12 protein-coding genes and 1 tRNA gene are annotated in these 14330 nt (G+C 72.9%); 8 read left to right on the top strand and 5 right to left on the bottom strand.

From position 1 onward, the window contains the following. The first annotated feature begins 19 nt into the window (after window positions 1-19). Together Csp2054_RS00740 and Csp2054_RS00735 are read left to right on the top strand one after the other, a co-directional pair. A tRNA-Leu gene (locus Csp2054_RS00740) sits at window positions 20-93 on the top strand. Window positions 94-295: 202 nt separating this feature from the next. Next, window positions 296-1624: a threonine/serine exporter family protein gene (locus Csp2054_RS00735; protein WP_176491484.1), complete on the top strand. Its 1329-nt coding sequence runs from the start codon at window positions 296-298 to the stop codon at window positions 1622-1624. 115 nt (window positions 1625-1739) lie between these two features. On the opposite strand, the gene Csp2054_RS00730 is transcribed toward Csp2054_RS00735, so the two are convergent. Both Csp2054_RS00730 and Csp2054_RS00725 read right to left on the bottom strand, forming a co-directional pair. Next, entirely contained in the window at window positions 1740-3461 is a 1722-nt protein-coding gene (locus tag Csp2054_RS00730; RefSeq protein ID WP_096897399.1) for a class I adenylate-forming enzyme family protein, read from the bottom strand. Window positions 3462-3612: 151 nt separating this feature from the next. Further along, complete coding sequence (locus Csp2054_RS00725) at window positions 3613-6018, bottom strand: hypothetical protein (protein WP_141399059.1); 2406 nt, start codon at window positions 6016-6018, stop codon at window positions 3613-3615. A 297-nt stretch (window positions 6019-6315) separates the two neighbouring features. Here Csp2054_RS00725 and Csp2054_RS00720 point away from each other — a divergent pair, with 297 nt between their 5' ends. Both Csp2054_RS00720 and Csp2054_RS00715 read left to right on the top strand, forming a co-directional pair. Next, entirely contained in the window at window positions 6316-6882 is a 567-nt protein-coding gene (locus Csp2054_RS00720; protein ID WP_096897622.1) for a LemA family protein, read from the top strand. A gap of 28 nt (window positions 6883-6910) precedes the next feature. Then, window positions 6911-7810: a M48 family metalloprotease gene (locus Csp2054_RS00715; RefSeq protein ID WP_096897397.1), complete on the top strand. Its 900-nt coding sequence runs from the start codon at window positions 6911-6913 to the stop codon at window positions 7808-7810. A gap of 144 nt (window positions 7811-7954) precedes the next feature. Here Csp2054_RS00715 and Csp2054_RS00710 read toward each other — a convergent pair whose 3' ends face one another. Beyond that, entirely contained in the window at window positions 7955-9220 is a 1266-nt protein-coding gene (locus tag Csp2054_RS00710; protein WP_096897396.1) for a winged helix-turn-helix domain-containing protein, read from the bottom strand. 94 nt (window positions 9221-9314) lie between these two features. On the opposite strand from Csp2054_RS00710, the gene Csp2054_RS00705 reads away from it, so the two are divergent. Both Csp2054_RS00705 and ilvA read left to right on the top strand, forming a co-directional pair. Continuing rightward, window positions 9315-10538 (top strand): AI-2E family transporter, encoded by a 1224-nt coding sequence (locus Csp2054_RS00705; RefSeq protein ID WP_096897395.1) that lies wholly within the window; start codon window positions 9315-9317, stop codon window positions 10536-10538. Window positions 10539-10590: 52 nt separating this feature from the next. Beyond that, window positions 10591-11850, top strand: a complete 1260-nt coding sequence (gene ilvA / locus Csp2054_RS00700) for a threonine ammonia-lyase (protein WP_096897394.1) — start codon at window positions 10591-10593, stop codon at window positions 11848-11850. Window positions 11851-11927: 77 nt separating this feature from the next. On the opposite strand, the gene greA is transcribed toward ilvA, so the two are convergent. Then, window positions 11928-12416, bottom strand: coding sequence for a transcription elongation factor GreA (gene greA / locus Csp2054_RS00695; RefSeq protein ID WP_096897393.1), 489 nt, complete (start codon window positions 12414-12416; stop codon window positions 11928-11930). A 68-nt stretch (window positions 12417-12484) separates the two neighbouring features. Next, window positions 12485-12973 (bottom strand): DUF4307 domain-containing protein, encoded by a 489-nt coding sequence (locus Csp2054_RS00690; RefSeq protein WP_176491482.1) that lies wholly within the window; start codon window positions 12971-12973, stop codon window positions 12485-12487. 86 nt (window positions 12974-13059) lie between these two features. Between Csp2054_RS00690 and mca the strand changes: the two genes are divergently transcribed. Both mca and Csp2054_RS00680 read left to right on the top strand, forming a co-directional pair. Next, window positions 13060-13944: a mycothiol conjugate amidase Mca gene (gene mca / locus Csp2054_RS00685; RefSeq protein ID WP_096897391.1), complete on the top strand. Its 885-nt coding sequence runs from the start codon at window positions 13060-13062 to the stop codon at window positions 13942-13944. Next, window positions 13941-14252, top strand: coding sequence for a hypothetical protein (locus Csp2054_RS00680; RefSeq protein ID WP_096897390.1), 312 nt, complete (start codon window positions 13941-13943; stop codon window positions 14250-14252). The genes mca and Csp2054_RS00680 overlap by 4 nt, the downstream gene beginning before the upstream one ends. The last annotated feature ends 78 nt before the right edge of the window (window positions 14253-14330 follow it).

The raw sequence follows: 14330 nt of genomic DNA, 5'->3' as shown, positions 1-14330 counted from the left end.
CGGTAGGCTGTTGCGGCCCGCCCCCGTGGCCCAATCGGTAGAGGCATGCGACTTAAAATCGCCGAGTTGTGGGTTCGAGTCCCACCGGGGGTACGTGCCGGGTGACCGACACCCGACTTACAACCGCCGAGTTGTGGGTTCGAGTCCCACCGGGGGTACGTGCCGGCCGCGAAAGCGACAGAACCGTGGCGACGGCGCGCACCGCACTGTCGCTTTCGCGGAGGCAACCTCGAACGCAACCGCAACCGCACGCACAACGGGCCCGCGGCGACGGCGCCAGCTACGATCGACTCCCGTGGTCGGACTCGGAAGCGCACTCACCCAACTGCGGAACACCCTGCGTCGCCCCGAGCCCCACGTCGAGCTCGTCGACGGTGAAGCGGTCCCCGTCGGCATGCTCCTCGGCACCCTCGGCGCACTCCTCCTCGACGCCGGCAGCTCCGTCACCGACGTCCGGTCGGCCCTTGAGAAGGCCCGGGACGCCGCAGGCATCGGACCCGAGCTCGCGGTCGGCGTGCTCCCGGCGCTCGTCATCGTCAGCGAGACGGCGACCGGCGCCGCAACCATCGTCAACGCCGAGGGCGTGGAGCTGTCCATCCGCCAGTCGGCCCGGGCGAACCGGCTCGTGCTCGGCCTCGAGAGCGGATCCATCGCCCTCGCCGAGATCCCGGCGCGGGTCCGTGCGATCCGCGCCGGCACCCGGCTCACCGCCCCCGTGCCGTGGATCCTCGGCAACGCCCTGACCTCGGCGGGCCTCGCGGTCGTGTTCCGCTGCCCGTGGTGGGCGATCCTGCTCGCCCTCGGGGTCGGCGCGGTCGTCGGGGTGATCGGTCTGCTGCTCCGGCGCTTCCGCGAGGCCGTCGCCATCGTGCCGTTCCTCGCCGCCTTCGTCTCGACGACGATCGTCGGGCTCGTCGCCGCGGGCACCGGCTTCACGCACGTCCCGCTGTTCGCCGTCTGCGCGCCGGTGGCCGTGTTCGTCCCGGGGGCGCTCATCACGAACGCCCTGCTCGAGCTGACCGCGGCCGACATCGTCACCGGGTCCTCGCGGCTCATGCAGGGCGTCATCATGCTCGGCTTCATGGCGGCCGGGATCGCCGCCGGCAGCGTCCTCACCGGGCTCCGGGTCGATCCCTCGTCGGCGGCGCTCGTCGGTCAGGTCGCCGGTGTCGGAACGGACCGCGGCGGCTGGGAGGCGGTCCCGCCCTACTGGGTCTCCTGGGTCGCCGTCGCGCTGCTCGCGGTCGGGCTCGGCCTCGTCTTCCAGTCCGGGTGGCGGCTGACGCTGGTCTCCGTCGTGGTCATGACGAGCGCCTACGCGCTGCTCACGGGCATCACCCCGGTCGCCGGCAGCGTCGTGGCGACGGGCGCGACGGCCGCGGTGCTGTTCGTCGCGACGCGGGTCCTCGAGCGCATCGTGCCGGTGATCCCGGCGACGATCTCGTTCTTCCCGGCGTTCCTCCTGCTGGTCCCGGGGACGGTGGGCCTGGTCGCCGTCGCCACGTTCGACCCCGTTGCCCTGACCACACCGGTCGCGACGTTCGTCAGCCTGTGCGTGGGCACGAAGATCGGCGGGCTGCTGCCCGGCCTGTTCGCGCGGAACGCGCCGCAGCAAGCGGGGTGACCACGCGTCGGACGGGAGGCACGGTGCGGGCCCGACCCGTGCCTCCCGTCCGACAGGGCGGAGCCCAGCCCGGCAGGGGCAGACGGTCCGCTCGACCGTCTGCCCCTGCACTCGGTCAGGGCGCGAGCAGGCGGCCGGCCTCCTGGTCCTCGACCGCGGTCGCCTTGGCGAGGTAGTGGACCTTCTTGCCGGTCGCGTTGTAGGGGAGCTCGGTGACGAACCGGTAGCGCCGCGGCCGCTTGTAGCGGGCGAGTCCGGGGTGGGTGCCCGTCCACTCCTCGAGCACGGCGGCGGCGGCCTCGTCGTCCTCGGGCAGCCGACCGGGAGCGCGGACGACGTACGCGGTGACGACCTCGCCCCACTGCTCGTCCGGCACGCCGACGACGATCGAGTCGGCGACGCCGGGGTGTTCCTGCAGCGCCGCCTCGACCTGCACGGGGTGCACGTTCTCGCCGCCGGAGATGATCATGTCGTCCTTGCGACCGACGATCGTGACCCGCTCGTGCTCGTCCCAGGTCGCGAGGTCTCCCGGGTAGAACCAGCCGTTCGCGAACTTCTCGGCCTCGAGCCCGGGGTTGCGGTACGAGTAGCCGGACTTGACGGTCCGGACCGCGAACTCGCCGATCTCCGAACCGTCCTTCGCCACGGTGTCCGAGGGGTCGGCGAGCCGGTCCTCGTAGACGCGCACCACGGCGACGTCGTCGTCGGTGCTCGCCCGCCCGGTCGAGCCGGCGCCGTCGGGGAAGTCCTCGGGACGGAGGAACGTGTTCCAGAACGTCTCGGTCGTGCCGTACCCGTTGAAGATCCGCGGCGACAGCAGCTCCTGGTAGCGGAGCGCGGCGGCCCGGTCGAGCGGGGCACCCATCGTGACGATGCCGCGCAGGCTGGAGAGGTCGCGGGGCTTCGCCTCCTGCGCGTTCGCCAGGCCCACGAGGTTCGGCGGCGCACCGATGAGGAAGGTCAGCCGCTCCGACTCCACGAGGTCGAGCACGCGGTCGGGGTCGAAGTGCCGGAGCGTGGTGAGTTCGGCGCCGACGTAGAACACGGGGTTGGGGCCGCCGGAGTAGAGGCCGCCCCGGTGGAACAGCGGCGACATGTTGAGCGTCTTGTCGAACGGGCTGAGCGGGAAGTGCATGATCACGTCGTGGGCGCTGAGGACCTCGACCAGGCTCGGCAGGGGCACCGGCTTCGGCCGTCCGGTGGTGCCCGACGTGTACAGACGCGTGGTCTCGGCGTAGGTGTCGCGCGGGCCGACGGCGGCGAGCTCCTCGGCGGTCAGGGGGTCCGCGGCGAGGAGTGCGGCGAAGCCCGTGGTGGCGCGGCCGGTCCCGCCGGGCTCCGGGGCCGTGCCGCCGTCGTCGCTACCGGGCTGCGCCGGACCGGCGAGGACGACGACGTGCTCGGGTCGGTGGTCGGACGTCTCGAGCGCCGCGGCGAGCTCGGCGGACCGTGCGGCGTCGTGCACGAGGACCACGGGCGCGGAGTCCTCGATGATGAACGCGACCTCGTCCGGGGCGAGCCGGAAGTTCGTCGGCGAGAACACGGCCCCGATCCGGTGGCACGCGAGGTAGAGCATCGCGAACTCCGGGCCGTTGAACAGCTCCACCATGACGACGGACCCGGTCCCGGCGCCGTGGCGGTGCAGCCATCCGCCGACCCGGTCGACCGCCTCGCCGAGCTCCGCGTACGTCCACGACCGGTCGGTGTCCGGATCGCGGAGCGCGGGGCGGCCGGCGAACCGGTGGGTGTTGCGGGCGAAGCCGTTCGCGTAGGTGAACCCGTGCTCGAAGACGTCGCGGAAGCGGGTCGGGTCGTAGTCGGATCGGGTGTCGCTCATGTCACTCCCTGCGAGGCTCCTGTGCGCGTCGCGCGCCGGTCGCCAGCGTATCCGCAGAACCGACCGCACGGGAGGTTCTCACCGTGCCCGTCGGACCGGCGGCCGGGGCGGCTGCGGCGCAGCCGGCCGGGACGTGTCGGCGGTGGCCCGCTCAGGCGCCGGCCGGCGCTCCGGTCCGGCGGGACCAGACCAGGGCGGTGACGGCGGCGGCCGTGCAGACGACGCTCGCCACCACCAGCGTCGCCGGGGGAACGTGCGTGCCCGTCGTCCCCGACGACACCGCGGTGGCGAGGGCGACGGTCACGACCGTGAGCGCTGCGTACCGGCCGCGAGCCGTCGTGACCATCGACGCCGCGACCGACCCGGGGGCGGGGAGGAGAGCGGCGACGAGGGCGCCGAGTCCGCCGAGGCACAGGGTGATCGCGACGTCCGACACGGCCGACGTCCACGCGCCGCCGCGGGGCACGAGGCTGTGCACCACCCAGCCGGCCACCGCGAGGACGAGCAACGCGCCCGCTCGCCAGGTCGCGCTCCGGGTCCCGGCGACGGCGGCCGAGCCGAGGCGCATCGGACCGGTGCCGAGGTCGACGCGGGCGGTCGGGACGAGCACCGTGCCGACGACGAGCGCGGGGGAGAGGTCCCCGGCGCGGGTCGCCGCACACGCGACGAGCGCCGCGAGGACGAGCCACGGGGAGACACGGAACCCGACCAGGTGCCGCTCCGTCCCGGCCGCCCACCGGCTCGCGACGACGACGGCCGCGGTGAGGACCCCGGAACCGACCGCGACCGCGATCGCGAGCCGGACGTAGCGGGCCTCCAATGAGACGCCGGCACCGAGGAGCGTGCACAGGGTGCTGATCGTGATCGCACCGCCGACCGACAGCCACACGGGCAGGACGTCGTCGGCGCGGGAACGGGCGTCACGAGGCCGGTTGCGTCCGAGCAGGCCGGCGAAGGGTGCGCGGAACCGCCCCCGGACCACACCGGCGACGACGGCGAGCGGTGCGGCGATGAGGACGAGGAACCCGGCGGCGACGCCCGTGGCGAGGAACACGGTGCGCCAGGCGAAGACGGCCTGGATCGTCGGGACGGCGGTGTCGAACGACGTCCGGGCGGACCAGTCGCCGGCGGGTCCCGACCAGTCGATGCCGCCGGGGCCACCAGCCGTCGCACCGGGGGAGGGGGCCCCACCGGACGATCCGCCGCTGCCCACGCCCCCGGGGCCGTCGACGTCGTGCCCGTCGCCGTCGGCCGCGGAACCGCTGCCACCCGGAACGCCGCTCCCGCCGCCGGTCGATCCGGACGCGGCCGGTGCGCCCGCGCCGCTCGACGCGTCCGCCGTGCCGGACGGTGTCCCCTGCGCCGTCGGCAGCACGGCCGTCGCGGTCACGAGGACCCGGGTGTCGGCCGAGGCGCGTGAGGTGTTCCCGGCCGGGTCGCGTTGCACGGCGGTGAGCACCCGGCTGCCCGGGTCGATCGAGCCCCGCGTCGCACAGGTCCAGCGACCGCTCGCACCCACGTCGGCGGTGCAGACGGGCGCGTGGTCGACGTACACCGTCACGACGGCGTCCGACGCCCCGGTGCCGGAGACCCGGATCGGCAGGGCGCTCACCCGCGCTCCTGGGCGGGGCGTCGTGATCCGCGGTGCCGCGGGCACGGACCGGTCGAGCGTCAGGGACACGGACGCCGACGACGCGCTCCGCAGGTCGGACCGGTACCCCGCCGCCGTGCTCGCCGTCTGGGTCGCCGAGACCGTGACCGTCCCGTCGCCGACCGTCCGGGGGAGGGAGACGACCCAGCGCCCGTCCCGTCCCACGATCGCGTCCGTCTGCACGGTCGACCCGGCGACCGAGACGGTCACGGAGGCGCCGGGACGACCGTCGCCGGCGACCGCGCCGGTGGTCGTGCCGCGGGACGCGACCGTCGGCGGCGTAACGACGTCCGACGCCGGGGTCTCCGCGGTGCCGAGGAGCGGCTCCTGCTCGTCGACCGCGGTGAAGACCTGCTGCGGCCCCGAGGTCACCGTCCCCAGGCAGGACCACGTGCCGTCGCTGCGGACCGTCGCCGTGCAGACGGTGCGTCCGCCGGTGGCGACCTGCACGCGGTGCCCGATGGTCCCGGTGCCGTGGAACCGGGCCGTCGCCGTCGTGATGTCGCCCGGGTCGGCGATGCTCGGTACGACCGAGGGACCGCTCGACGTCGGCGGACCGGTCGGGGTCGGGTGGCCGTAGACGGGACCGGTCGGGGTCGGGGTCGGGGTCGGGCTGGCGGTCGGGTCGGCCGGCGACTCCTCGGCGAGCGTCCGCGCAGCCGGGGCAGGGCTGGTGGACGGCACAGGGGTCTCGGACGCTCCTGACGCTGCGACCGCGCCGGCCGGCGCCACAGCCAGTCCGACCAGCCCCGCGGAGAGGACGAGTCCGGCCGAGAGCCCGAGGGCCACGAGGACCACTGGCCGCAGCGACCGGGCGGCGGGACGGATCCGGCGTGGTCGGGTACGACGAACGGGGCCGTCGCCCCCGACGGCCCGCTCGTCCTCCTGCTCCCCGGGCGTGCTCACCGTTCCCATCACACGTGATCGAGCGGCTGTGGTCAATCCGCCTCGCGGATGATCCGGTGGACGCGGCCCATCCCGAACCCGCGGTGTGTGCAACTCGGGAATCGCCCGTGAACCGCTCCAGCGTCGGAGGAGCGCCGGCCGAGCGTCGATAGACTCAGCGGTGGCCCGCGCCGCCCGAGGACGACCGATCCGGACGACCCTGATCCGGTCCCACACGGCGGAACGGACGCAGCCCGACCGCGGTCACCGCGCGGTTCCCGACGCGCAAAGGAGTACGCCCGCATGGACACCGGACTCATCACGACGCTCATCGTCGTCGGAGTGGTGGTGGTCGTCCTCGTCGTCATCGGCATCTACCTGTGGGTGACGTACAACGCGCTCGTCACGCTCAAGGTCCGCGTCGACGAGGCGTGGAGCGACATCTCCGTGCAGCTCAAGCGGCGGGCCGACCTCATCCCGACGATCGTGGACACGGTGAAGGGGTACGCGGCGCACGAGAAGGCGGTCTTCACCGACGTCACCCAGGCGCGCGCGGAGACGCTCAGCGCCGGAGACGCCGAGGCCGCGTCCGCTGCCGAGGGCCACATGCAGAAAGCGTTGAAGAGCGTGTTCGCCGTGGCCGAGGGCTACCCGCAGCTGCAGTCCAGCCAGAACTTCCTGCAGCTGCAGTCCGAGCTCGTCGACACCGAGGACAAGATCCAGTCCGCCCGCCGCTTCTACAACGGCGGGGTCCGCGAGCTGAACACGAAGATCCGCGTGTTCCCGAACTCCGCGTTCGCGAAGAACCGCGGCTTCACCGAGGCGCCGTTCTTCGAGACCGCCGAGCCGGCCGCGATCGCCGAGCCGCCGCGCGTCCAGTTCTGACCCGCCCGAGCGACCTCACCGGACCGCCGTGTACCGCGCGATCGCGCGCAACAAGCGCAACACCGTCCTGATCGTCCTGGTCTTCCTGCTCGTCATCGGCGCGCTCGGCTTCCTCGGCGGGTACCTCGTCGGGAACGTCTCCATCGGCGTCATCGTGCTCGCCGTGGCGCTGGGCTACGCCGTCCTGCAGTACTTCCTCGCGGCGCGCCAGGCCGTCGCGATCGCCGGCGGCATCGAGGTCGACCGCGCCACCGAACCCCGGCTCTGGCGGACGGTCGAGAACCTCACGATCGCGACCGGGATGCCGATGCCGCGCGTGTTCGTCATCGACGACCCCTCGCCGAACGCCTTCGCCACTGGACGGGACCCGGAGCACGCCGTGGTCGCGGCCACCACCGGCCTGCTCGCGATCATGGACGACCAGGAACTGCAGGGCGTGATGGCCCACGAGCTCGGGCACGTGCAGAACCACGACATCCGCGTCTCGACGATGGTGTTCGGCCTCGTGGTCGCGGTCGGACTCCTCGCCGACGTCCTGCTGCGCATCTCGATCTTCAGTGGGCTGAGCGGTCGCGGGCGCAGCAACAACGACAACGGCGGCAACAACCCGATCCTCCTGATCGCCGGACTCGTCGCGGTCGTCGTCGCGCCCATCGCCGCGGCGGGCGTGCAAGCCGCCGTGTCCCGACAGCGGGAGTACCTCGCCGACGCGACCGGGGCGATGACCACGCGGCACCCGGAGGGCCTGGCCCGGGCACTCGAGAAGCTCGGTGCGTACGGCCGTCCGATGCGGACGCAGAACTCGTCGATGGCGCACCTGTGGATCGCCGACCCGATGCGCCCCGGCGTGATGGACCGCCTGTTCTCGACGCACCCGCCGTTGGCCGACCGTGTGGCACGGCTCCGCGGCAGCATCGACCGCTTCTGACTCCTTCCGTCCACCGTGACGCAGCGACCCGTCGCAGCGACGGCGCGGCGGCGTCGCAGGCACCCCTGCCCAGCCGCCGCTGTCGGACGGTGACCAGGAGCCGGACGGGAGGCCCGTGGCGGCGCCCGCCGTGCCTCCTGTCCGTCAGCTGGTCGCGACGGCGGGCTCGGCTGCGGGCGCCTCGGCGTCGTCCGCGGCGACGTGCGGCACGAGATCGACGCCCAGCGCTCCGGCGAGGGCCGCTGCCGCCGTACCGCGGTCCGTCACCTCGACCTGGTCGAGCCCCTGCCACGCGGCGGTCCGGAGCAGGGTCGCCGCGAGGCGCTCGGCGTCGAGCCGCTCCCCGGGCTCCTGCCACGCCGTCCGTACCCGGAGCACGCCCCGCTGGCGGTCGCTCTTCAGGTCGATGCGCCCGACGAGCCGGTCGTCCTGCAGGACGGGCAGGACGTAGTAGCCGAAGACGCGTTTGGGGGCCGGTGTGTAGATCTCGATGCGGTAGTGGAAGCCGAACATGCGCTCGGCACGGGGACGGAACCACACCACCGGATCGAACGGGCTGAGGACCGCGTCGGCGCGGACGGTCCTCGGGACCCGGGCGGCGGCGTCCATCCACGCGCGGTCCCGCCAGCCCTCGACCTGCACCGGGACGAGTTCGCCCGCTTCGGTCAGCTCCGCGAGCGCTCGGGCCGTGTCGTCGGCTCGGAGTCGGTAGTGGTCGGCGATGTCCGCGCGCGTGCCGACGCCGACGGATCGGGCGGCACGGCGGACGAGCTCCCGGACGGCGTCCGCGCGAGGGGGTGCGTCCTGCAGGAACCCCACGGGCAGCACCTGGTCGGGGAGGGCGTAGACCCGCTCGAACCCGGACCGTCCGGCGCTCACCACGTCGCCCCAGCGGAACATCTGCTCGAGGCCGATCTTCACGTCGCTCCAGCCCCACCACGGTCCGCGGCGGACGTTGGACTCGTGCTCGACGTCACTCGCCCGCATCGGTCCCTCGGCGGCCAGCAGTGCTCGGAGCTCGCGGCGGACCCCCTCCGTCCGCGTGACGGTGTCGACACGGTTCGGCCGGGCGTCGCGGAGCCGGAACGCGTCCATCCGCCACCGGAACAGCCGGAGGTCGTCACGGGGGATGAAGGCGGCCTCGTGCGCCCAGTACTCGAGGTAGGGCGCACGCCGTGCCGTCGTGAGGCGGTCGAGGGTGCTCCGGTCGTACGCGCCGAGACGGGCGGCGAACGGGAGGTAGTGGCTGCGCTCGAACACGTTGACCGAGTCGATCTGCAGCAGCCCGAGTCGGCGGAAGCCGGCGGTGAGCGCCCGCGTCGAGACCGCGGGCGAGGGCTCCGAGCCGAACCCCTGCGCCGCGAGGGCGACCCGGCGTGCCTCGGCTGCGGAGAGCGTCGTCCTGACCATGCCCCGACCGTAGCGAGAGCCGCCGACACGCAGTCCTGGGATTCGTATGCCGGATGCGGAACCTGTCAGGACGCACATCGGTACACTCGCGGGCATGGCCTGGGGCAAGAAGACTCATCCCGACCCCGTCGTCGAGGACTCGGTGCCCACGGGCATGCGGATCGCGGGGGCGTGGTCGTGGCGCGTGCTGGTGGTGCTCGGCGTGGTGGCGGTGTTCATCTACCTCGTCATGCTCTTCAGCGAGGTGCTCATCCCGTTCCTCATCGGGATCGTCGTGGCGTCGCTCCTCGTCCCGCTGTCGAACTGGATGCAGCGGCACCACGTGCCGAAGTGGGTCGCCGTCGTCGTCAGCCTCGTCGGCGGTCTCGCTGCCGTGGGCGCGCTCATCTGGCTCGTCGTCGACCAGATCGCCGCGGCCTTCCCGTCCTTGCGTGACCGGGCGCTGCAGCAGTACGACACGATCCAGCAGTTCCTGAAGAACTCCGGGCTGAGCATCAGCGAGAAGGACTTCAACAGCTACCTCGACCAGGCGACGAGCTGGCTGCAGGACAACTCCGGCTCGATCCTGTCGGGCGCGGCGAGCGTGGGGTCCTCGCTGACGCACGTGCTGACCGGGCTCTTCGTCGTCATCTTCACGGTGATCTTCCTGCTCATCGACGGCAAGAACGTCTGGCGCTGGGTCGTCCGGATCTTCCCGAGGAAGGCCCGCCCCGCGATCGACGGCGCGGGTGTCGCCGGTTGGACGACGCTGACGAGCTTCGTGCGGGTGCAGATCTTCGTCGCCTTCGTGGATGCGGTCGGCATCGGCATCGGCGCGTTCGCCCTGCAGCTGCCGCTCGTCGTGCCGATCGCCGTGTTCGTCTTCCTCGGCGCGTTCATCCCGGTCGTCGGCGCGATCGTCACCGGCATCCTCGCGGTGTTCATCGCGCTCCTGTTCAACGGATGGGGCGCGGCGCTCATCATGCTCGGTGTGGTCCTCGCGGTGCAGCAGATCGAGGGGCACATCCTGCAGCCGCTCGTCATGGGCAGTGCCGTCAAGGTGCACCCGCTGGCCGTCGTGCTCGGCGTGACGGCGGCGTCCGGCCTGGCGGGCATCGCCGGGGCGTTCTTCGCGGTGCCGCTCATCGCCACCGTCAACTCGATGGTGACCACGATCGCCAGCGGGCGGTGGCGCGGACTCGACTCCGACCACGTCCAGCAGGCGGTGGAGCGCAACCGCGCGGGCAAGGCCGCGAAGCGTCGGGGTCGACGACGGAAGGACGTGCCGGAACCCGGCAGCGACCAGCAGCCCACGGCCGCGAAGGGCACGGCCGGCTGACCGAGCGCGTCACGAGTTCGCGGCGGGGTCCCGGAGCGGCGATGATGGGGGAGTGACCGACACCTCCGCGCCCCAGCTCCCCGACACCGCGATCCCGACGCTCGCGGACATCGAGGCCGCACGCGCCACCATCGCCGGGGTCGCCCGGGTGACACCGATGGAGTCGTCGCAGTACCTGGCCGAGGTGCTCGGGTCCCCGGTGCACCTCAAGTGCGAGAACCTCCAGCGCACCGGCGCCTACAAGGTCCGCGGTGCCTACAACCGACTCGCCGCCCTCACCCCCGAGCAGCGCGCCAAGGGGGTCGTCGCGGCGAGCGCGGGCAACCACGCCCAGGGCGTCGCCCTCGCAGCCCGTGAGCTCGGCATCCCGGCGACGATCTTCACCCCGGTCGGGGTGGCCCTGCCGAAGCTGCAGGCGACGCGACACTACGGCGCCGACGTCGTGCTCCGGGGCCACAGCGTGGAGGAGGCGCTGAGCGCCGCCAAGGACTTCGCCGCCCGCACCGGTGCCGTGTTCATCCCGCCGTTCGACCACCCCGCCGTCATCGCCGGGCAGGGCACCCTCGGCCTCGAGATCATGGACGAGGTGCCCGAGGTCGACACGGTCGTCGTGCCGATCGGCGGCGGCGGCGTCATCGCCGGCATCGCGCTCGCCGTCAAGGGCACGGCCGAACGGCTCGGCCGCCGGGTCCGGGTGATCGGTGTGCAGGCCGCCAACGCCGCCGCCTACCCGACGTCGATCGAGGCCGGCGAGCCGGTGACGATCCAGACCACCCCGACGATCGCCGACGGCATCGCCGTCGCGCGCCCGGGAGACCTGAACTTCCCGATCATCCGCGACCACGTCGACGAGATCGTCACCGTGACCGACGACGACGTCGCCCGGGCGCTCCTCGTGCTGCTCGAGCGGGCCAAGCTCGTGGTCGAACCCGCGGGTGCGGTCGGGGTCGCGGCGATCATCTCCGGCGTCGTGCGTGACACCGGCCGGACCGTCGTGCTGCTGAGCGGCGGGAACATCGACCCCCTCATGATGGAGCGGGTCATCACCCGGGGCCTCGTCGCCGCGTCGCGGTACATCGGCATCCGGATCATGCTCCCGGACCGTCCCGGTCAGCTCGCCCGCGTCTCGCAGGTGATCTCCGACGCCGGCGCGAACGTCGTCGAGGTCCTGCACACCCGGCACGGGCAGGGACTGGTGATCAACGAGGTCGCCCTCGACCTGTCGATCGAGGCACGTGGACCCGAGCACGCGCAGGAGGTCATCGGCCGCCTGCAGGAGGCGGGCTTCCGCCCCGAACTGCTCGAGCGCTGAGCGCGCGCCCGGCCACAGACGGACAGGAGGCGCGGTGCCAGCCGGCACCGCGCCTCCTGTCCGGAACGCATCGCGTCCTACGGCTCGTAGCGCTCGACCTTCGTCACCTCGACGGCGATCTCCTTGCCGTTCGGGGCCGTGTAGGTGGTCTTCTCACCGGCACGGAGGCCGACGATGGCGGCCCCGACCGGGCTGACCGGGCTGTACACGGTGAGGTCCGAGCCCTCGCCGACGATCTCGCGGTTGCCGACGAGGAACGTCGACTCGTCGCCGGCGATGACGGCGGTGACGACCGTGCCTGGCTCGACGGTGCCGTCGAAGTCGGCCTCGCCGACCGTGGCGTGCTTCAGCAGGTCCGTGAGCTGACGGATGCGGGCCTCGATCTTGCCCTGCTCGTCCTTGGCCGCGTGGTAGCCGCCGTTCTCCTTGAGGTCGCCCTCTTCACGCGCCGCCTCGATGCGGTCCGCGATCTCCTTGCGCCCCGGACCGGAGAGCTGCTCGAGCTCCGCCTGGAGACGGTCGTGGGCCTCCTGGGTCAGCCAGGTGACCTGGGTGTCGTTGCTCATGGTGCATCCCTTCAACAAAGAGCGAGACCGGCCGTCGGGGCCGGTCTCGCTCTGCGGATCACAGCAGTCTAGGGAACCCAGCAGTCGTGGATCAAGCCGGTCACGCCGCGTGTCGTCGTGCGGACCTCGGTCGAGATGGTGCGGGACCGCTGGTCGCTCGCAGGCAGGTCGACGACCTTCCAGCCGACGATCGTGTACGACTTGTCGAGCACCTGGACGGCGCAGTCGGCGCGCGTCCCGGGGTCGACCGACACCTGCGAGCGCACGACCGTGGTGTGGTCGGAGAGGACCTTGTACCCGACGTCGTCGCTGTCGAGCCCGTGACTGGTCTGCCCCGGACCGGCCCAGACGACCCACACCGCGAAGACGACCACGATCGCGACGGCCGCGGCGATCGCGAGCGCTCGGGAACGGCGACGACGCGACGGCGTCCGGCCGTAGCGGTCGTCGAGCGTGGCCGCGGCGGTCGCCGACGCGACGGTCGGTGTGGCGGGGTGCTGCTGATCGGACAGTTCGGGGCTCCCGGGGTGGATATCCTGATGACCAGGGTAGTTCACGCCTGGCTGTGTGCCGCCCGCGTCCGCCCGCTCCCGCACGGACCCCGACCGCGTCGAGGGCCGTGCACGAACCGCGAGGAACCCACGTGCCCTACCGTCTGCTGGCCGTCCACGCCCACCCCGACGACGAGTCGAGCAAGGGAGCGGCGACGGCGGCCAGGTACGTGGCCGAGGGCGCCCAGGTCCTCGTCGTGTCCTGCACGGGCGGCGAGGCCGGCGACATCCTCAACGACCAGCTGGGCGAGCCCGCCACCACCCGGGCGCACCGCGACATGGCCGGGTACCGCCGCACCGAGATGGCCGCGGCGCAGCAGGCCCTCGGCATCGACCACGTCTGGCTCGGCTACCACGACTCCGGGCTGCCGGAGGAGGGCGAGACCGTCCGCCCCGGCACGTTCGCCACGGTGCCGCTGGAGTACTCGACCGAGGCGCTCGTCCGCGTGGTCCGCCGGTTCCGCCCGCACGTGCTCGTCACCTACGACGAGAACGGCGGCTACCCCCACCCCGACCACATCCGCTCGCACGAGGTGTCGGTGGCCGCCTGGCGCGACGCCGCCGACCCGACGAAGTACCCGGCGGCGGGCGAGCCCTGGGCCGTCGCCAAGCTCTACTACGAGCGCACGATGAACCCGCGTCGGTTCACCGCGATCTACGAGGCGATGCAGGAACGCGACCCCGCCGACCCCGCGCTCGAGCAGCTGCGGGAGTGGGTGGAGCGGTTCGCCGACCGGCCGGACCTCTCGACGACCCACGTCGACGTCCGCGGGTACTTCGACGCCCGCGACGCCGCCCTGCACGCGCACGCGAGCCAGGTGCCGCCGGACAGCGCGTTCTTCTCCTGGCCGAACGACCTCCTCGCGACGGTGTGGCCGACCGAGGACTACCAGCTCGTCGAGGCCCGCGTGCCGACGTCGACGCCGGAGTCCGACCTGTTCGCGGGGATCACGGCAGACGAGGACACCACCGCGTGAGCAGCACCTGGGCGGCACTCGCCGCAGCCACCCCCGTTCCGAGCCCGACCTCCACGGTGCCGGACGTCGAGGTCACGCCGGGCGTCGCCGGCTTCATCGCGATCGCGGTCGTCGCGGTCGTGACGATCCTGCTCGTCATCGACATGACACGGCGCATCCGTCGCACGCGGTACCGCGCCGAGATCCGGGAGCGACTCGAGTCCGAGGCGGGTGCGGAGGGTGCCGAGGGTGTCGCCACGGACGAGCCGGAGCGGCGGGCGGCCGAGGACGGCCGCGCCGACGTCGGCGACGACACCGAACGCGGGTAGACGCGACCCCGACGGCGGACGGGAGGCCCGTGGCGGCGCCGCCACGGGCCTCCCGTCCGTCGGGACGCGCCCCGCGCG

The organism is Curtobacterium sp. 'Ferrero' (assembly GCF_002412165.1).
Taxonomy (GTDB): domain Bacteria; phylum Actinomycetota; class Actinomycetes; order Actinomycetales; family Microbacteriaceae; genus Curtobacterium.
The sequence above is the reverse complement of the archived record's forward strand: the minus strand, read 5'-3'. Positions and strand labels throughout refer to the sequence as shown.